The 18,347-nt window shown below is 46.8% G+C and carries 15 protein-coding genes; 5 read left to right on the top strand and 10 right to left on the bottom strand.

What is annotated here, in order from left to right:
- Nucleotides 1–107: 107 nt before the first annotated feature.
- Nucleotides 108–1,331, top strand: a complete 1,224-nt coding sequence (locus LHUE1_RS04460; protein ID WP_049170821.1) for an AAA family ATPase — start codon at nt 108–110, stop codon at nt 1,329–1,331.
- Here LHUE1_RS04460 and LHUE1_RS04465 read toward each other — a convergent pair.
- A complete protein-coding gene (locus tag LHUE1_RS04465; protein ID WP_049170822.1) occupies nt 1,311–1,811 on the bottom strand; it encodes a GNAT family N-acetyltransferase in 501 nt (166 codons plus the stop codon). The two genes, LHUE1_RS04460 and LHUE1_RS04465, sit on opposite strands and share 21 nt — an antisense overlap.
- Before the next feature lie 73 nt (nt 1,812–1,884).
- Between LHUE1_RS04465 and LHUE1_RS04470 the strand changes: the two genes are divergently transcribed.
- The 3 genes from LHUE1_RS04470 (at nt 1,885) to LHUE1_RS04480 (ending at nt 3,873) form a co-directional block, all read left to right on the top strand.
- A complete protein-coding gene (locus tag LHUE1_RS04470; protein WP_241484820.1) occupies nt 1,885–2,448 on the top strand; it encodes a helix-turn-helix domain-containing protein in 564 nt (187 codons plus the stop codon).
- Nucleotides 2,438–3,250: an ImmA/IrrE family metallo-endopeptidase gene (locus LHUE1_RS04475; protein WP_049170827.1), complete on the top strand. Its 813-nt coding sequence runs from the start codon at nt 2,438–2,440 to the stop codon at nt 3,248–3,250. The genes LHUE1_RS04470 and LHUE1_RS04475 overlap by 11 nt, the downstream gene beginning before the upstream one ends.
- 128 nt (nt 3,251–3,378) lie before the next feature.
- Nucleotides 3,379–3,873, top strand: a complete 495-nt coding sequence (locus tag LHUE1_RS04480) for a hypothetical protein (protein ID WP_152902750.1) — start codon at nt 3,379–3,381, stop codon at nt 3,871–3,873.
- Between the two features lie 55 nt (nt 3,874–3,928).
- Here LHUE1_RS04480 and LHUE1_RS04485 read toward each other — a convergent pair whose 3' ends face one another.
- Both LHUE1_RS04485 and LHUE1_RS04490 read right to left on the bottom strand, forming a co-directional pair.
- On the bottom strand, nt 3,929–5,101 hold the full coding sequence (locus LHUE1_RS04485) for an AAA family ATPase (RefSeq protein ID WP_049170831.1): 1,173 nt from the start codon (nt 5,099–5,101) through the stop codon (nt 3,929–3,931).
- 148 nt (nt 5,102–5,249) lie between these two features.
- Nucleotides 5,250–6,623 (bottom strand): TMEM175 family protein, encoded by a 1,374-nt coding sequence (locus tag LHUE1_RS04490; RefSeq protein ID WP_049170833.1) that lies wholly within the window; start codon nt 6,621–6,623, stop codon nt 5,250–5,252.
- A 320-nt stretch (nt 6,624–6,943) separates the two neighbouring features.
- Here LHUE1_RS04490 and LHUE1_RS04495 point away from each other — a divergent pair, with 320 nt between their 5' ends.
- The gene (locus LHUE1_RS04495; protein ID WP_049170835.1) at nt 6,944–8,305 is read left to right on the top strand and encodes a hypothetical protein; all 1,362 of its coding nucleotides are present in this window, start codon (nt 6,944–6,946) and stop codon (nt 8,303–8,305) included.
- A gap of 112 nt (nt 8,306–8,417) precedes the next feature.
- On the opposite strand, the gene LHUE1_RS04500 is transcribed toward LHUE1_RS04495, so the two are convergent.
- The 7 genes from LHUE1_RS04500 to LHUE1_RS04530 form a co-directional block, all read right to left on the bottom strand.
- Nucleotides 8,418–9,425 (bottom strand): DNA glycosylase AlkZ-like family protein, encoded by a 1,008-nt coding sequence (locus LHUE1_RS04500; RefSeq protein WP_160312071.1) that lies wholly within the window; start codon nt 9,423–9,425, stop codon nt 8,418–8,420.
- Between the two features lie 459 nt (nt 9,426–9,884).
- Nucleotides 9,885–10,208, bottom strand: a complete 324-nt coding sequence (locus tag LHUE1_RS04505) for an AbrB/MazE/SpoVT family DNA-binding domain-containing protein (RefSeq protein ID WP_049170840.1) — start codon at nt 10,206–10,208, stop codon at nt 9,885–9,887.
- A gap of 111 nt (nt 10,209–10,319) precedes the next feature.
- Entirely contained in the window at nt 10,320–10,949 is a 630-nt protein-coding gene (locus LHUE1_RS04510; RefSeq protein WP_049170843.1) for an NUDIX hydrolase N-terminal domain-containing protein, read from the bottom strand.
- Nucleotides 10,950–11,237: 288 nt separating this feature from the next.
- Nucleotides 11,238–11,444, bottom strand: coding sequence for a hypothetical protein (locus LHUE1_RS04515; RefSeq protein ID WP_049172020.1), 207 nt, complete (start codon nt 11,442–11,444; stop codon nt 11,238–11,240).
- A gap of 179 nt (nt 11,445–11,623) precedes the next feature.
- The gene (locus LHUE1_RS04520) at nt 11,624–11,836 is read right to left on the bottom strand and encodes a DUF3923 family protein (RefSeq protein WP_049172022.1); all 213 of its coding nucleotides are present in this window, start codon (nt 11,834–11,836) and stop codon (nt 11,624–11,626) included.
- 5 nt (nt 11,837–11,841) lie between these two features.
- Entirely contained in the window at nt 11,842–12,414 is a 573-nt protein-coding gene (locus LHUE1_RS04525) for a helix-turn-helix domain-containing protein (protein WP_049172024.1), read from the bottom strand.
- Nucleotides 12,415–12,688: 274 nt separating this feature from the next.
- Nucleotides 12,689–18,052, bottom strand: a complete 5,364-nt coding sequence (locus LHUE1_RS04530; RefSeq protein ID WP_277848310.1) for a TIM-barrel domain-containing protein — start codon at nt 18,050–18,052, stop codon at nt 12,689–12,691.
- Nucleotides 18,053–18,347: the final 295 nt, after the last annotated feature.

The following is an 18,347-nucleotide window of genomic DNA, read 5'->3' on the forward strand; positions in this document are numbered from 1 at the left end:
AGCCAACGCTTACCTTCCAGTTGTCTTACTGCTCACTCGCACTTTTAAGTTTCAAACGTGATCCGCGTTTGAAACTATGGTAAAATCACCCTAAGAGGTGAAAATCGATGACAAATCCGCACTTAAGCTTCCTGAGAATCGACATTTTGGACCACCCACTGTTTGCACAGAAGACGTCTTTTTCCTTAACCGCCAGCCAACGCGTTCCGAATGATGCCCACGACGATATGACACATTTATTTGGATCAATCTGGATTAACAATCTGACAACATTGATCGGTCGCAATGCCTCAGGGAAAACCTTGACCATGAAACTTGTCATGGGAATCCTGGATCTTTTGCTACACCAAAAGTCGATCGGCCAAACCCACCTAAATGAAACGTTAATGGGTAGCCAACCGATTTCTTTTAGCGTCTATTTTTACGGTAGTGACCATTTCCTTTATCGGGACGACCTCACAATTGCGCCTGTTCCAGACCAAGCGAAGCAATGGCAAGTTAAAGACGAAAGAATCTGGGCCAAGAAGGTACAAAAATCAATGACGCGAAAATCGATTTTCGACTTTTCAAATGCAGAGCTATTAATGGATCGACTGCAATTAGACACTTTTCAGCAAAGCCTGCTGGCAGCTGATGATTCTTTCATGCGGTCGTTAATTGCCCAGCATCATTATCAGACACAAAAGGTTTTTGATACTTTCATGTTCACAAACGCCAATCTGCCATTCTTCCCTAGCAGCAATGGCCAAGTTCCTGACGCGATCCTGGCTTACCTTGATCCGACCATCGACTATCTCTTCATCGAAACCAACAAACATGGCAAAGCTTTTTACCGCTTAAAGTTCAAGCAAGACGATCAAGAAATTACCGACAACAATTTCGCCACGATTGAGTACTATCTTTCTTCAGGTACTGTCAAAGGCATCACGCTTTACCGTTATGTCGTTCAGGCATTGCAAAGCGGGGGACTCATCTTTGTCGATGAACTCGAAAATCATTTTAATTTGGCGATTGTCCATACATTTATGGAATATTTTGCCAACCCCAAGATTAATCAGCATCACGCCACGCTCGTCTTCAGCACCCACAATGCTGATTTGCTGAACGACTTGTCTCGCGGCGACCAAATCTTCATTACTAGACGTCGACAAGGCAAGATAACCCTTGGCCGCTATTCAAAGATCGCGGATCGTCAGGACATCAACCGCGCTGAAGTCTTCATGTCAGACTATCTCGGCGGGACTGCCCCGGACTACGCGACTTATCTCAAGTTACGCAGTCAGACGATTGATTTGAATCAGCAACCCGCCTCAGGCAAGCTTCTTCAGTAAAAACTGATCCATCAATTGATGTTGCGCCGTCACCAGCGGACCGGGCAGCGAAGCGAACCCGAACTCCTGGTAAACATGAACCGCAGTTTTAAGTGTGTGATAGGTCTCCAGATAAACCGACTGGTAGCCGACCTGCTGCGCGTAATCCAAGGCGTGGCGCAATAGCCTTTTGCCGATGCCATGTCCTTGCAAATCACCATGCACATAGAACTTCTGCAATTCGGCAACGCCATGGGTCGGATCATATTCGGCGATGCCGACACCACCCAGAACTCGTCCATCTTGGGTCGCAACAAAATAATTCCGGTTTGGTGCTGCACCATAGAATTGGCTCAAGTGATCCAGTCCCGCGTCAAAATAAACCGTTCCCGGTCGATCCAAGTCAGCGGCTTTCAAACATTCACGAATCAGTGCTGCAACCGGTGCATCATCTGCTGCAGTCATGGGCCGAATAACTTCTTCATGGGTTGGTGTTGACATGCGCATCCCTGCTTTCAAAAGAGTTTAACCAAAATCATAGTATTTTTTCAGCTAATTGCAAGGGTAGCGTTGAATGTTTCACGGGAAACAATTATTAGTTGCTACTATACGCTGTCATTTTCCATTTAGGTTTGTCCTTTTACCTGTTAAAGCCGCCTATTTTTTCCTCAGCCTTTTTGGTTATCTTTCGAATATTTACAGTACGACTTTTTCTTTTGTAAATATTTACATTTGTTGTTATAATGAGCCTAAACTTAAAGTTTGTCTCATCCGTGTTAACCCAGAAAGGAAGTTGCTAATGAACAACCCCAGCACTTTAAAACTCATTCAAAAATGGCTGACCGATAACCAAAAGACCCAGGCTTGGTTAGCTGGCCAACTTAACATGTCCGCTGCCCTTTTAAGCCAAGTTATGAATGGTAATCGAAAGTTGCAGACAAAATATATCATTGCTATTTCCGATATCACTCAGATCCCTTTGGAACAACTAGTTGGCACCAAAGCAAATGATAATCATCAACCGCAGATTGCCTTAAGGGGTAGGTTGTCGACCGATACTGCCAAAAAACAAATTGATCAACTGCTTTTGGATATACAGCATTGCGTCGACTTAGAGGAAACAATTCATGCAAAGTAATTCATTGACTTCCACTTTCTTGTCAGAATCGGTAGCAGAAGATTTAGCTGAGACTTTTTTGATTAATTACTTTGGCTCTGATTTTTTTATTAGCGCGGATATCGAACGTGTTCTCGCTGAACAAGTGAATATCGTCTATCAAGATGTCGACGATTCTAACTATTCCGGGGCTGCCATTTCGTATAAGGGCGTTCATTTTATTGCTTTAAATACCCATCAGACATTACGCAACCGCTATTACAGCGCCGCCCATGAACTCTGGCATTTAGTTGTGGGCAGTGACTTATTTAGCATTGACCACACCAAGTATCAGAAACTGATTAGCTTGCCTGAATTTAACACGGAACGTGCAGCCGATCATTTTGCCGCCGCAATCATGATGCCGCGGGACGTTATGATTAGAACTTGGAACAGGTATATTCAAAACCAAACTTCGCCAAATATTGATATGGTAACAGATGCTATCATCCGAATTGCCAATGTGTCCGCGATGCCCTACGCAGCTGTCACGCGGCGGTTATCAGAGCTTGATTTATTGGCTAACAAAAAAGTGGCAAGGCTAACCGACAAAGAATGGCAAGACTTAGTCACTAAATCCACTTTTCCGCCTAGCCCATTAGATAAAATTGAGCCTTTTAAAAAATTTTCTCGCCTGACGAATATCGTTGATCAGCTCGTGCAGCAGAAGCAGTTATCCTTATTAGAGGCTGCTCAGCTAACCACCTATGCAGACCCCCACACTGCAGCTCAATATTTAAATAAACGGCAGGAACTGGTCAACCATCTTGAGGCGGGTGAATAAATCTGAACCGATACAAAGAACGTGTCTTTATTGATACAAACATGTTGCTCTTTGCTGCTCAGTATAACAAAGAAAATATTTTCTCGTGGTTCAACAAATTATATGGCAACATTTGGATCCATATAGACGTGCTTGACGAAATGTTGCTTAAGCGACAACGCGTCGAGGCCGAAATTCAGGCTGGTCGCTGGCGCCTTTTTGACCCTCTGACTAATTTTTCGAGCGCAGAACGTTTCATTTACAATGCGCAAGTAGAAGAAACCAAAGAAGCTTTTGCGCGCCTCAACAGCAATCGTGCCGCCTCTGGTAAACGCGTGAAAAGCACAGCCAATACCGGAGAAATCTCAACATTGGCTATGTGTCTGATTGAAGATGCACATTTAATATGCAGTAATGACTTTGATATTCGCGATGTTGTTTACAGCGAAAACTACACTTATATTGACGACGATGGTGAGCATTTAATCGTTCAAGACACCGCCGAGGACTTTTGTTTTCTGTGTGTCGCTGAAAGCGATATCACGAAAGCCCAAGTGCGGCACTTTTACAAGACGCTTTTTGAATGCCCTGACATCAGAAATGCGAAATTAGCCTCTCTAGATAAACGTCTGGTTCTCTTGTAGGAGCGTTGAAAAAGGAACAACCTGTTTATCTAATATCACAGATAAATAGCCGCGCTTAAACAGATATCTTTTTTGTCAGTTCCTTCTTAAGCGCAGCAAGGTGTTCGTCGATAGGCGCGGTTCCACCAATATAATTCGATTTGAACACTTCGCTCTTTTTTAGATCCCCGCGAATATCAAGATCACTGTATCTATAAACACGGGTTCGTTGTTTTTTTGCCAAAATATAGTTTTCATCTTTGCGCACGGAATCATCAATCAATTCAAGATATTGCGTTGAATAGACTAACGACGCTTCGGCAATATTAATCCTCGAATTCTGGAAGAATGCGATAAAGTCCTCGATAATGCGCTTGTTAATGTGTAGTTCAACCTCATCTATGAGCAAAGTCGCACCAGCTCTGAGCGCCTTGAACATCTGATAAAACAACGTGATTCCTCGAATCGTTCCTGAAGAAAGATAATGCATGATGTCCTGAAAGGTAGATGCAACGTAAGAATCCTTCTGACCCTTGAACTTTAACCGAACATCAATCAATTTATGCGTTTCTTTGTCGGTTCGACAATCCAAGTATTCAATTGATTCATCTAAATACTGAATCAGGCTCGTCGGCGCCATATCAATAAATGTTATGATCCGACTTGCATCCACTTCGTCGACTATTGAGAAAACCCTTGAAACACTTTCGTCTCCTTTGTACGCGCGAAACGAGGAGTCTTTGGAGCTCAGCATTTTCTTAACTTCCACACGTAAATCAGAACGTCTTTGTACCAATTGCGAAGGTTTAAAGTTAAATTGATCTTTTTTTCGCGCCAAAGTACCCAGCTGTTTTCTGTATATCTCCTCATTGGCGACGACCCACTTGCCATCCTTATCTTGCCTAAAAATGGTCTGCACTTGATAGCGAACGCCATGGGTATTAGCAATATTAGCGACCACTTTTATGTCGCCTTTGCCGCGTAGACTATCCTGCAACACCGTTTGGTCGATCGACTGGTCCTCCAAATAGAAAGCATTCAATCCATCAAACAAATTGAAGAGTGTGGTCTTCCCAGAAGCATTCAACCCAACAACACCGATCGTCCTGTTGAGATACAAAGCGTAACCATAATCGATAACCCGCTTAGCAGTCGCTTCATTGTTTTGTCCGGTTGCTTGGATCGAAAACTTCGTACCGTCTTCAAACAACGCATGTCCCGATATTTCAAAATCAATGAGCTTGATCATAGCATCCCTCCTTATTGGCAGTTGTTACGTTGATAACAAAACTATAAAGGAGTTTTTAGATTGTGTACAGTAACAGCAAGCATGTTGAAAACGGAACGATCGCTATTGCTGATGGTTCCAAATTGAATGGTGGCATCATCTAGGAGCGCTAATCCTGCTTATGTACAGATTCTCCTCTCTTTTTGGACGTGGACGCCTCTTGTCCAGATTCCTCAACCGGAATGCCAGCTTTTCTAGCTATCTTTGCCCGCCGCGCTTGTGCCTTAACTTCCTCTCGCTGGGCCTTAAGTCGTGCCTTTTGCACTCGCCGATCCATCCGCAGTTGGTGTTTTTGCAGATCCAAGGCCTGTTCTGCAGCTTTGGCAGCCATTTTTTGTTCATGTTCTTTAGCTTCTTGGGCTAACTTTTGTCGTCTTGCCAAATCGTGTCTGGCTGCTTCTTGGGTATCTTCATCAATTTCTTGTTGCCGTTCACGCTCTTTTGCCGCTTGTTTGGCCGCATCGGCCTGGCGTTCTTGTTGCCGCTCTTGCTCTTTGTCCGCCTGCTTCTGCGCCTTCTTCTTCAACTCAAGCTGTTGCGCTGCCGCTTTGTCAGCATCTTCTTGTTCGTGATGCTCGGCATGGTGGTTGTCTTTTCCCTTGGCGTGTTGCGCTTTTTGCTGCATCAAAAATGTTGCCCACTGTTCCCTGCGTAATGCCCGTAATTGCTCGACATCAATGCGCCCACCAGGCGTGCGCGGTGCTGCAGTTTCGACACCGTTTCCTACTACCCGATCGAGCCAAGGCAGAACCGGGCGGGATCCATTATTGGCTGGGCGCGTGGTGGTGTTACCTGTTTCCGGCGCAGCTTGATCGGCAATCATTTTCCGAAAAGCGGCCATCTTTTCACGCGGCAGTTTCAAATAGTCCGCCCGCTGTGACGGGGTCAACTGCGCGACATCGTACATTTGTTGGCGATCACGGCTGCTAAGTAACAGATAAACAAGCGGATACGGCAAGTAAAACCACATCACAAAATGTGGGAAGAAATAAGCCAACCCGATCAAGATAAAATTAAACAGCGTATAAATGCGATTATGATCCCCAAAAATTTTGCCATAAACTTGCCGCATATCCGAGGCCGCGGTGTATTGGAAGTGGATGATGGCGCGCGCCAAAAGCCGAAAAGAGAACGACACAACTGCCAGCAAGACCCCGTATGCCATCACTGTCACCTGCGTCGTGTTGCTCGCCATCATGTTGGTTGCCAGCGGCGTCAGCGATAACAGAATTAGGAAAAGAAAATCGTACAACATGATGCGGTAACTCATGTCGTCGATTTCGTTAAACAGGGTGCTGTGCTGGTACCACATATTCGCCACAAAAGCATAACTAATCAAATACACCCCAAGCTCCTTGCACAACACCAAATAGTTCGCCCAGTTATCCTTCATCACCGGCGTCAGATCCAGCACCATAATGGTCAGAATAATGGCAATCACTGCGTCACTGAATGCATCAAGACGGACCTTCAACTTTTTCATTTCGAACCGTGCTCCTTAGTTTCTGCCGGGACGATAACGTTTACTGCTGTTGTCAGATACGCCATTAACTTCAGCATTCTTGTCCTGTTAGCTTCCCAACTTGCTATTAATTTGTTTATTAAGCATTTCACCGTTATTTATATGCTTATCGGGAGCAGACTGCAAACTTTGTTGTGAATATGGGTTTTATGCTGCTGGTTAGGTTGACATTTTGGCATCTCTCGGGCACCGAGAATCAGTATCTATCTATTGTTTTCAGCGATTATCTGCCTTAAGCTCGATTTATGCTAATAAACGCAGCTGAAGGAAGGCTGGCAAGTATGGGTGTAGCGCCTTTAACAACTAAGGGTAAGTGGCTTCAGGGTGGTTTATTCGCAGTGGCTAACCTTATTTCATTGTTGCCACTGCTTGTTTTTGCAACGCTATATCACGGCCAATCGCCCACAGCTTACTTGCCTTATATTTTCTTCTACACCGGAACGAAAACCGGTCTATTGCTGGTAAACGGCTTAGGTGATGTCCAGAATGCTTATCGTTTGGCCCGCAATTGTTTATGGCTGTGTACTGCAGCATTGATTTTGCTCAGTGTATTCTCACAGGCAGTCATTCAAGATACGGCAGCTTTCGTCCTCGGCTGTGGTGCCAGTGCCTTTTTGCCAGCATATCAGGCTGTTTATTACCATGAGCGGCGTGTCTGGCATTGGAATTTTGCCGCGATTGAAATGCTAGGATTCGTTCTTTATGGCATCGTAACGTTGGGCCTAATCCTGTGGAGCGGACAGTTAACAATGCGCGTAGGCTTCTGGGTATTATTGGCATTTGTGGTTGGTGGCTTGTTGTTCTTGATACGCTTGCCCCAATTCGCAAAGTCCCCGCAGACACCAACCTTTGTTGCAAAGACATCCTCAAGAACTGACTTAGAACTTTTCTTTTGGCTGACCGCGATTGTCTTTTGTCTGCGTTTTACCCGTTTCTTTGCTAATTCGCTCGGCATCGTCTTGATGGTCGTGTTCACGTTGGGGTTTTTCCTCTTTATTTTGCGCATTGCCCTTCACCATCAAATTCGAATCGACTTTCCATGGTGGCTCATTCAAAGTTCGTTCATCAACGGTGTCTATGAAACCTTTGCCATGTTATACATTCTATTTGCCATCCATAACCAAAAATTGATGGTGGGTGCTTATATCGCCTATGGGCTTGGACTCATATTGGCACAAATTGTGCGGCAAGCTATTCAAAACAAATTCCGCCATATTGCAAATTTACAGTTACAATTAATTGGCTTCATGCTAGGTGGTTGGCTCATGATCATCCCCAGTATCTCCGCAGCCGGCTTTTTCCTGATCGGATTTATTGGCAGCGCCAACAGTATTTTGCTTAACCACCAAGTTTACAGATTCAACATATCGACCCCGGCTAACCGTTTGGCTGTTAAGTATCGAAATGCTTATTTAGGGAGCATTCTGCTGCAAGCGATGCTGGTTTTCGGGGGCCTAATTGCCGCTCTTTTATCCCACACTGACTTGACTCGCCTTTTTGACCAAGCCAATGCGCATTCATCAATCGTGATCAGTGACTCGTTAGTTCAGCTTGTTAGTCTTGGTATCGTGGTGATTTTGACCATCGTGACGTTTGTGTTGGGAAGGAGGCTGCCGCGGATTAATGAGCGAAAACTTTTGTAATTTGCATTTGTCCTTCCCAAATGATAGGTATGTTTCTAGCCCATTATCGGATCATGTCATGGCTTATAATTAAGTTTCCTCGTCGACACCTTTCTAGTGTTTTATCAATTCCTTAGTGTGAAATAAACCTGCCAAAACGCTGCAAAACATCGTCCAAGATTGCGCTATTGGCTCGATTATTTACCTTCTCATTTTTCCAAACAAGTCGGTTCACGGAAAGCTGTTTGCGGGCTCTATCAAATCGAAGATCAACCGTGCCGACAATATCACCATAAATCAGGATGGGTAGTGCAAAATAGCCGAGCTTCCGATCAACAGCTGGCGTATAACTTTCTAACTTATAGTTGATGCCAAATAATCGCAACGTTCTAGCTCTGTCACGAATGAGATTGTCGAAAGGCGTCAACAAAATGGCGATGTTCGGCAAGATATCGTTGTGATGAAAGGCATCTAGATCAGATACCAAGATGTAATGGTCTTGTCCTTCAACCGTGATGTTCGTTATCTGCTTTTCTTTGAGCAACTCGTCAAAAACACTATCGAATAAACGCTTTCGAAAATGCGCTCCGTTAAATACGTCGGTTTTAGTGGCTACCCCAAGATTATTGAATGTTAACAGAAGTAAGTCCGCATATACCTGTTTTTCCAGTTCGTTAACATCAGCGGGCGAATCGTCGAAGTCATCCTTAGCGGCGATCAATATTTTCCGAAACGAGCGGTCCCGCTGGATATCGATGAGTCCCGCGCGCCAAAGTTTGTCGATTGCGTTGTCTTCTTTAGACATTTCCCACTGCGGTAAATTGTGATTGGTGACAAAGTCCTTTTTATAAACCCTGCCGACTTGAATTAGCTGGCGATATATCTTTATGTAATCGGGGTAATTGACATCGTTCTGAAGCTTAGCTAAGTTCATTCGGTGCAGATTTCTCACTAATTGCGAATCTTTCGTCATCAATGAAAGAGCATTTAAATAAATCTCGACCACATCACCCTTGGTATATGCATCGACATAGCTTGTATTCCGATAATTCGTAAACCGGGACCACAAAAAGATGTCCTGGCTTCTGGCGTTGGTGACATTGATGCTGTCAAGTTGAATGTAGCCGATTTTCCCTAGCAACGTGAAAAGTGCTGGCTGCGAAAAAGGCTTCACCTCAGTAACCGCCAACTGCTGCTTGAATAGTTGAAATCGTTTGACGCGTTCATTCGTATACATATAGATCCCCTAACAACTTGCGTAGCGACTGCCACAGACCGCCTCTAGTGAAGTGAAAAAAGGCCCGGCTACCATCAAGATGACCACAAATAGCTTGGCACTGCTTCATCGGCCTCAGTTAAAGTTAAGTGTACTAAAAAAGCCCGAGCATCACATCACTTTTGCTCCAGTGGTATGTGGTGTCGGGGCAGGTGTACTGTTGATCTACGGGTGGTGCTTAACTGACGTAGCTTTTACTAAGCAGAAAACGCATTACAGCGGTTTTTTCCAATGAGGTGTAGCGTTCGCCAAGTTTATGGTAAATGTTGCCGAAGCCCTAATCCTATACGCAACGCGATATTCGGACTTTTGATACGTTCAATATCAGAGACCGATTCGTTTCTCCAACTTTTTACGAGAAAGAGCCAGCGTATCATCATCGTCAGCTAAACTACCTAGTGATTCCGAAATGGCGCGTTTTTGACGATCAAACTCACTAACTAATTCGCTGCCAGTTAAGCCTTGGGCAACTAGGAATTTAAGAATATCTGTCGAAAAATCAAGAAAGTCGTCTCCACCGTCAACAAACCGGTAGAAAATTCCGTTAGCTTTTAACTCCGGCATAACCTTTTGTCCAGGTACAATATTGAATTCTTTCGGAACTGTTAATATGAGGGAGTTCCCCTGTTTACGCGTTTTAGTTTGCATTGCTTTTCTCCTGTAATTACTATGCTATTAGCACGGTGAATATGACTCAGTATAGGGGTGTTCCAATGCAGTCCGCGCTGTGTTCGCTCATCTTTTTTCGCTAGCAACTGATCAATCAAACTGCGTCTCCCAGTATTCAGCCACGTGCGCCGCAAACGCCATAGCAATATCAGCAGGAAGGTTGCGTTGCAACGATAGCGGCAGTGCCAGCGCTTCTTCACGACTGAAAGTTTTGACATTTTCAGTTTCAATTCCTGTCTTTAATGCGTTCGTTACGGGTTCGCAAGCAATGAAAAACTTGTACACGTCACGGGTGCTCTGCGGCGCATAGTCGCGTTTGCGGACTGAATAGACCGCCAGAAGCTGAGTGGGTTTAACCGTCAAGCCTGCCTCTTCGCGTGTTTCTTTAACCGCAATTTCACTGGCACTATAGCCCAAATCAGCCCAGCCACCGGGAATGGACCACGTTTCTCCGGCCCGCTCCTGAACCATTAAAAGGCGATCATCGATAAACGTGACGGCCCGCACATCGACTTTAGGCGTTACGTAGCCAATATCCTGATCCACAAACAATCGTGCTTGTTCGGGAGTTGCATCCCCTAACAACATCACCAGCTGCTTGGTGATCGCTGCCAACTGATCGTAGCGTTCGCGATCAAAAACATCTTTTGTATAATAGCATCCAGACTGTGCGATCGCTTGCAGCTGCGCGATTAACAGATTCAGATCCTTCGTTGCCATCCCTATCACCTCACTTACCATTGTAATTGATGATATTTCATGACTAACGTATTTAGTGATGAATTTAAGCAAAGTTGAAGGCGTTGCTTTTCGATGACAAGCACGGTATCCGAATCGTTAAAAACGGGTTCCACTATGAATTTGAACCTGTTATAATAAATGTGTAAGCAAAGAGCGCCTTGCTCTAACAAGACGCCCCTTGTGGTACAGCAGAACCGTTAAAAGTACGGTGACTATAACGCAACTAAAAGCCGCGACTCGTCAAAGTTAACGCGGCTTTTAGTCTGCCTACTTTTCTCGGAATTTTCCGAGCGCTTGCTTCAGCTCGTAAACTGCATGACACAGTTTCTTCAAAGCCTTGATCAAACGTGTGAACACGTTGACCATGACAATGGCCGAGCCGAGGCCAGCCGTGATTGCCGCAAAGGCGTCAATCACAGACGACAAACTGGCACCTCCTTTCGTTGGAATGTGGTTCGATAGTCCTAAAACCATCGGCATCACCTTCTTTCGATTGCGAAGCGCCACCGCTTATTTAACTTTCTGCTTAGTCATAGCTTATCAGATGCTACGCCCGCGACCAATCATATCGTGGGTTTTTTAATTTCCATAGAGTGCCATTGTTCTACAGACAGACACTCCGCAAACAAATCTCAATATTAATCAATCGTCGTTCATGAATGGCGATTAGAAATAAACAAGTAAATTCCTTCCACAAGGGCGATTACTAATATCACAACCCCTATAACTGCCAGTGACGCTAAACGTGACTGCAACGTCTCCACATGACCTGTCCCATCAACTTGACGCACCAGGACTGTGATGGTTAGACCGACTATCGCAATCGCCAAGATACCGTTTACTAGCCAAAGTACTTTACGTTTCAATTTGCCTACCTCCGTTTGAATTTTGTTACGAGAAGGTGTCCTGCTGATGACAAAGCTTTTCTCACAACTGGAAATAACAAAGTGACCGCTGTCGCCATGTAAACAACTTGCAGACTGAAGGCCATGTCAAAAATATTTACCCATGCAACACCCACCAACCCAAGCGCCAACATGCCACAGAATCCCTTCAGGTAATAAAAGTTTAGCCAATCACGCCAGCGTCCCACTAACAAACAGGCCAGTATAACTAGAACAAAATCTGTAAAAATTAACATTCCCGGCAGTGCTGCTAAGCTAAGCCGACCAACAACCATAATGGCGAACGCTGACCACAGAAATGTCATGGTATGTTTCTGTGTTTTTGGGGGTTCTGAAGGTTGTCCAATTAGTTCATCAACCGTTATCTGATACCACGTTGCTAGCTGACAAATTGTCTGCAAGTCTGGTTGATGCCGCCCAGTCTCCCAAGTTGATACAGTTTTACGAGAAACGAAAAGTTGCTCAGCGACCTGTGCTTGTGTTAGCTTTCGTTCCATTCGTAATTGTTTTAAATGTTCGCCTAAAGACAAAGCAGCCATTGCTATTTCCTCCTCCAACTTATACCTGTCCACTTGAATTAATCTAGCTACTCTTACTAGCATGCCTGGTATTTCAAGGCCTTAAATTTTAAAAGATACATTTTTGATTGAACGATGATGTCTATGTGACCATAGTATATAGGTTTCAACCAATTTATCATATGGTAACTCTGACATACCCTGACATTATGTTTGAGCCTCTAAACAAGCAACGGACCGCCACCTCATTTGAGATGCCGGCCCGTTGATCTAACGTCACTAATGTTACAACCTATTATTCATGCTTATGCTTCCGCAACTTAACGTACCCCAGCAACCCAATTAACGCAGCTCCCAAAACAGCCAAGACTGACTGCGTTTGCTCGCCCGTTTTAGGAATGGTGTTTGTATCGTTCGTTTCTTTCCGGGATTCCGGTGTTTTGCCGGATTGCGTTGGCTGCCCCCCTTGGAATCCGCCGCCTGGGGTTGGTTTCGGTGTAGGCGTTGCCGGATCCTTTTTGCCTGGATTCGGTGCAGGCGCTGGCGGCGTTGTCGGATCTTTTTTGTCTGGCTCTGGCGCCGCTTTCACAAGGTGATCGATCGCGGTTTTAAGGTCAGCGACTGCCTTGGCAACTTGTGCTTCCGTTGCTTCAGGGTCTTTTTGAACGGTGCGCGCTTGCGCTAAAGCAGCTTGCACGTCGTTAAAGCTTGCCTCTGTGTAGGCGTCTTTTTTGAGTCCAGCTGCTTGGGTGATCAGCTTGACCAGTTCGGTTTTATCCGGCAGTTTGACGAGCTGTTGAAGTGCCGTCAAAACAGCATTGGTTTGTTCCGCGACTGCTGCCTGCGTGGCGTTCAGGTCGGTTAAAAGTGGGCGCGCCGTTTTCAATGCAGCTTGCAGTTTCGCGTAAGAACTGGCGGTGTACGCGCTCGCGCTTAACTTGTCAGCTGTTGCAATGACCGCCTCCAGCGACTGCTTGTTGGCGCGTGGCACCAGCGCGTCAATCGCGGCCTTTAACTGATCCACGGCTGCCTGTTGTGCAGCGGTGGATGCGTTTGGATCTGCCGCGACCTTTTTGCCAGCGGTGATGGCATCGGTTAGTTTGGCATAGCTGGCAGGTGTATAGTCGTCTGCTTTAAGCGCTGCCGCAACCTGAAGCCACTGCGTCAAATCGGTGACTGGTGTTGGCTGCGGTTTGAGTTCAAGTGCCACCCAAGCGGCGGTGATCGCCTGAATGGCCGACTGAATTTGCACTTGGGTCGCGTGTTCGTCAGCGTTGACTGGCTTAGCCGCAGCAACCGCAGCCAGCAATTTAGCGAAACTGTCCTCCGTATAGGCGTCTGGTTTCAAAGCTTCCGCTGCGTTGATGAGACCCTTTAACTGTGCCTGGGTCACGCCGCGATCAGCTTCCAGTTGTTGCAAGGCCTTTTGCAGATCGGTATATGCCTTCGTGAGAGCTTCGATGGAAGCAGTGTCATCTTTCACTAACTGTGCAGCCGAGTCACTGGCGGTTGCGACTGCCTGCCAGCTGGTAGCGGTGAACAGCTTAGGATCCAAGGCATGAACCGCGTCCAACAGCGCCATTAGCTTAGTCTTAGCCTGCGCCTGTTCGCTTGCAGACTGTTGCACGGTCACAGGTGAAGGGTCTTGCGGCAATGCTTCCGGCCCCCACTGATTGGTCAACATCAGGTCACGTAGCGCAAACTGCAAGTCAGCTTTGGTCATCTGGGTTTTGGTTTTCAGCGTGATCGTTGCCAGTTTCTGATCACCGTACAAGCGTGGTTGTTGGCCTTCATTGGCAAAAATCAGATAAATATCCCGGCTGTTATCGCCGTGGGTCCGGATTTTGCTGAAGTTGACCATGTTGGCGGTCGCTTTAGTCGGTTCGACTTTGACCAAGTCCACATTCGGATTGGTCAACGGCAGGCGGGCAAATAGGCTGTTCACCTTGTCTAGATGATTGCCGACTAAGGATAACGTGATGGTATCGCCTGGTACATAAGTCGGTTTGTCAGTCTGCAAGGCCAATGTGCCAGCAGGCGTCGTTTCGTCCGGTTTGGTCACCGGCTGCTTACCCAGCTTGGTCATAACATAGTTGATATCGAACGCATCGATCACCCCATTGCGGTTCAGGTCGCCATTTTGGACATAGCCGTTAAAATCGCTGTCGATATTGGCAGTTAATCCGGCGTAGTTCATCAATGACGTTTTATCATCATCATTCACCTGACCGTCATTGGTAATATCGCCAAGCGTGGCCTTGTTGGTGCCATCGCGTTTGAAAAGCAGAAGTTCCCGACCGGAGACAAAATCGCCGACTGTTGACTTTTCCGGAATAACAAAACGGACATACTTGGCTTTTTCTTTCTCGCTAAAATTAATGGTTTTGTCGGTACTATCCCATTTCCAGCCCTTGCCTTCACCGGCCTGATGCCAATGAATGCCGTCCAAACTGGTTTCAACGGTTAACGCTGACAGATTGCCGTTACCGCCGTTTTCGCGGGGGACATAGGTCACGTGATCCAAATCATACACGCCATCCAATTCGGTGGTGATCGTCATCGGTGTCGGCGACTGTTTTGGCGTGTCCGAGAACCAATTGCTGTGCGCCATGGTGTCTAGATCCTGGTCAAAAAGATTATCAACGGTATCGTCACCCTGCCAAACCGGGGCGTCCTTGATCGGCGAGGTCACTTTCGGATTGTGCATTTTCACGGCTAGGCGCATCGGATTTTCTTTGGAACTAAAGGTCTGCTCGATGCTCCACTTTGAAACGGCCTTGGTCGTGACGGTCCGTACCTGGAACGTGTGCTTCGAGTTGTCTTTGACCTGATCCAGCACAAACGCCGGCTTATTCAGATTGCGATAAATGACGCCGTCCGCTTTCACATCGTAGCTTGCCGCGTCTTTAACTGGACTCCAGTTAATACCGATAGCTGTTTCCGTGGTGGTTTTATCGTCTTGTTTCACGTCGGTCGGTACAGGAACCTGGTCACTTTCCGGCAGGTCGCCAGTCGTTGGATCGTCAGTGGCGTCGATACCTGACACGGTTAACTTGATCGCATTGGTTTTCACATTGGTTTTGTCCAGCTTAACCTGCAGGAAATTTTGATCAATCTGCTTGTCGGCCAACTTCTCCAAGTAGGTATTCGTGTGATACTGCTTGTTGACAAAATACACATTGCTGCCGGCTTCATAGTCTTGAAGATTATCAACTGCCTTTAGCGTGACCGCCTTGCCGCCAACCATTGCGGTTACTTTTTTCGGCTGGCCGCTGGTGCGAATGGCAAACTCGCTGGTGCGTTCCGGATCCAGCCCGCTGTAATCACCAGTCAACGGATCAACGGTCACTTCCAGCTGATCTTTTTGCAGCTCGCTTGTGATTTTGGTTTGGGCGTGGGCACCTTTTAGGTATTTTTGCGAAATCCCGTCGTCTTCGTAAACGGTAAAATCATTCTTGCCAGCTGCCGGGAAAATCTGAAATTGCCGCTTGGTTTGATCAAACGCTTTTGGCGTATTGTGCGCCGGTGTTGTCGGGATCACGGCCCCTTTTTTGACGAAGACCGGCAACTTCCAGATCGGGGCGTCAAAATTGTTTAACACTTGCCCGCCGCGGTATTCCTTGCCGGTGTAATAATCGACCCAAACCTGATTTTTATCCGGCAGATAAATGCCATTGCGGACATCGTTTCCTTTATCGTCGGCGGCCGTATTTTGGTAAATCGGCGCCACCAAGAAGTTGTCGCCCCACAGGTATTCATACTTCACCAAATCCGTGTAGGCCTCAGGAATTTCCGGATAGTCCAGGAATAAGCCGCGGACCATTGGCTTGCCGTCGAAAACGCTTTGCGCCGAAGCCGTGTAATTGTACGGCATCAACATCGTTTTCTGCTTGTTATAAGCCCGATTGATGGCGGTTGTCTGGTCATCAAACGAAAATGGCGTCTTGGGATTACTGCCCCAGCCGTCCATGTTCAGCTGAATCGGGGTGAACGCCTTCCACTGAAAATCGCGGGCGTTGACAATCGGATTGCCGCCGCCAAAAATGCCGTCCATATCCGATCCGACATACGGCTGGCCGGATAAGCTGGTGCCGATGTACGTTGGAATGTGGAAGCGAATATATTCCCACTGGCCCCCAGTTTGATCACCGGTCCAAATGCCGGCGTAGCGCTGGGTGCCGGCCCAACCGTCCAAGGTAATGGCAAACGGTCGCAAATCGTCGCCTTTGACTTTGGTCAGCATCTGGTTAGCCTTTTCCAAGCCATCCAACCCAAACGAATAGCCGGAGCCGACCCAGGCAACATCCGTTTTCAACGCTTTGACGCCATTCGCCACTTCTTTGGCAAAGTCGCGGTCATCCGGTTTTGGATGTGCGGGATCCACCGGTGACAGATTTTGCTGGGTCCATAAGCCGGTTGCGACGCCATGTTTGTCGGCATAATCGGCAAATTCCTTGAGGTTGGCCAGATTACCCGCCAATGAATCGGTTTGCCCATAGCCGGCCCCGTAGCCATCATTCGGCAAAAGCCAGCCCAATGGCATGTCATTCTTGGCATATCGGTCAATCACGGCCCGGGCGCTGAATTGGTAATTGTTCAACTCGCCATTCAGTGATTCCTTGATGCCACTTTGGCCAGCCGGTACTTTCCCTGGCTGATACTCTTTATAATACTTGCCATCTTCAAACTTAATCGCACCCGGCGTATCGGCACTGACCGGCACCCAGGTATCGCGATTGTAGGCATTCAGATGCGCCTCATAAAAGCCATACCGCGGCATCATCGCTGGCGCACCCGTGAGATCATAATAGTCTTTCAACAAATCAGCCGGCTTGGCATCAAAGAAGTACACGGCATCGAAGCGCTCTTCTTGATGCGTGGTCTTAACCTGGCCATCCCCAGCCGCATCAAAATCATAAGTCCCCGGCGTAAAGGTGTTGCGCACCACCCCATAACCGGCTGTGGACCAGTAAAACGGATTAGGCGACGCCACCCCGCCGTCCACCCAGTTGTTGGTGTTTTGGATTTTGATCTTTTTGCCGGTCAAGGTGAAATTGCCGTTTTGCGTACCGCCGCCAAAGAAATGATCCTGGCCGCTACGCTTCAAGACCTGCGTCGTGTGATCGGCCGTCATTTCCAGTGGCTGCTGTTCGGCCAGCACCACTTTATTGCCTTGCAAAACCTGTAACGTCGCGGCGGCCTTATCAAAGGCAATCGTGATCGCCTTGGTTTGAACCTGCCAGCCCTTCGCTGCATTCGCTAACTGAGCAGCGTCAAACGGCTTGGTGGCCGAGGTATCGACAGTTTTGGTGAAAATTTTTGCATTCAGCCCATCGCCAGATTGCGCCGGCGCATCAAACTTGCCAGACGGATCAGCATAAAAGCGAAATTGATTGTCCGCCAAAATGAATAACCGCGCCTTGAGATTGTTCGAGTAAGTAATTTCAAAATAGTGTGCTTGTTTCGTGACACTGACAATTTGCAGGTTGCTCGTAGCTGCCTTGGCAGTCGCCTTGCTAGTGCCAGGATCCGCCTTAACCGCCGACACTGGAATGGTGCTGGTGTAGTAAATGGCCGTGGCTGTAAGTGATAAAACCGCGCTGCTGTAAAGTAATGAACGTGGAACCCGACATTGCCGCTTCTTTAACCCTTGGTGCATCGAGAAACTCCCCCTCAACGTTTGCATAACCCTCGCGCAACATTTTATTTAGGTGGTTGGTACCACCTGAGCGAATTGTAACCGCATTCATGAGTTACTTTCAACTGGAAAGTTCTTTCGATGAGAAGGAAAAATCGGTTTCCTAAAGTATTTTTCTGAAAATATAAATGTATTTATCGGGAGTTTGTCGCAACACTCGTTATATATCAAGCGACTTCAGCTAGGAGCGGCGTCCAAGAAAATGTCCCTGAACTTTTTTGATTATAATTTTTATATTCATGAGAGCCAGACTCAT

Source organism: Lacticaseibacillus huelsenbergensis (assembly GCF_029726355.1).
Taxonomy (GTDB): Bacteria; Bacillota; Bacilli; order Lactobacillales; family Lactobacillaceae; genus Lacticaseibacillus; species Lacticaseibacillus casei.

Bases quoted from the DNA above. Each gene is read 5' to 3' on its own strand.
- LHUE1_RS04490 (WP_049170833.1), bottom strand. From the start codon at position 6,623: ATGAAAAAGTTGAAGGTCCGTCTTGATGCATTCAGTGACGCAGTGATT.
- LHUE1_RS04510 (WP_049170843.1), bottom strand. From the start codon at position 10,949: ATGGCAACGAAGGATCTGAATCTGTTAATCGCGCAGCTGCAAGCGATC.
- LHUE1_RS04475 (WP_049170827.1), top strand. From the start codon at position 2,438: ATGCAAAGTAATTCATTGACTTCCACTTTCTTGTCAGAATCGGTAGCA.
- LHUE1_RS04515 (WP_049172020.1), bottom strand. From the start codon at position 11,444: ATGGTTTTAGGACTATCGAACCACATTCCAACGAAAGGAGGTGCCAGT.
- LHUE1_RS04505 (WP_049170840.1), bottom strand. From the start codon at position 10,208: ATGCAAACTAAAACGCGTAAACAGGGGAACTCCCTCATATTAACAGTT.
- LHUE1_RS04530 (WP_277848310.1), bottom strand. From the start codon at position 18,052: ATGCACCAAGGGTTAAAGAAGCGGCAATGTCGGGTTCCACGTTCATTA.
- LHUE1_RS04465 (WP_049170822.1), bottom strand. From the start codon at position 1,811: ATGTCAACACCAACCCATGAAGAAGTTATTCGGCCCATGACTGCAGCA.
- LHUE1_RS04485 (WP_049170831.1), bottom strand. From the start codon at position 5,101: ATGATCAAGCTCATTGATTTTGAAATATCGGGACATGCGTTGTTTGAA.
- LHUE1_RS04495 (WP_049170835.1), top strand. From the start codon at position 6,944: ATGGGTGTAGCGCCTTTAACAACTAAGGGTAAGTGGCTTCAGGGTGGT.
- LHUE1_RS04525 (WP_049172024.1), bottom strand. From the start codon at position 12,414: ATGGCTGCTTTGTCTTTAGGCGAACATTTAAAACAATTACGAATGGAA.
- LHUE1_RS04470 (WP_241484820.1), top strand. From the start codon at position 1,885: ATGTTTCACGGGAAACAATTATTAGTTGCTACTATACGCTGTCATTTT.
- LHUE1_RS04460 (WP_049170821.1), top strand. From the start codon at position 108: ATGACAAATCCGCACTTAAGCTTCCTGAGAATCGACATTTTGGACCAC.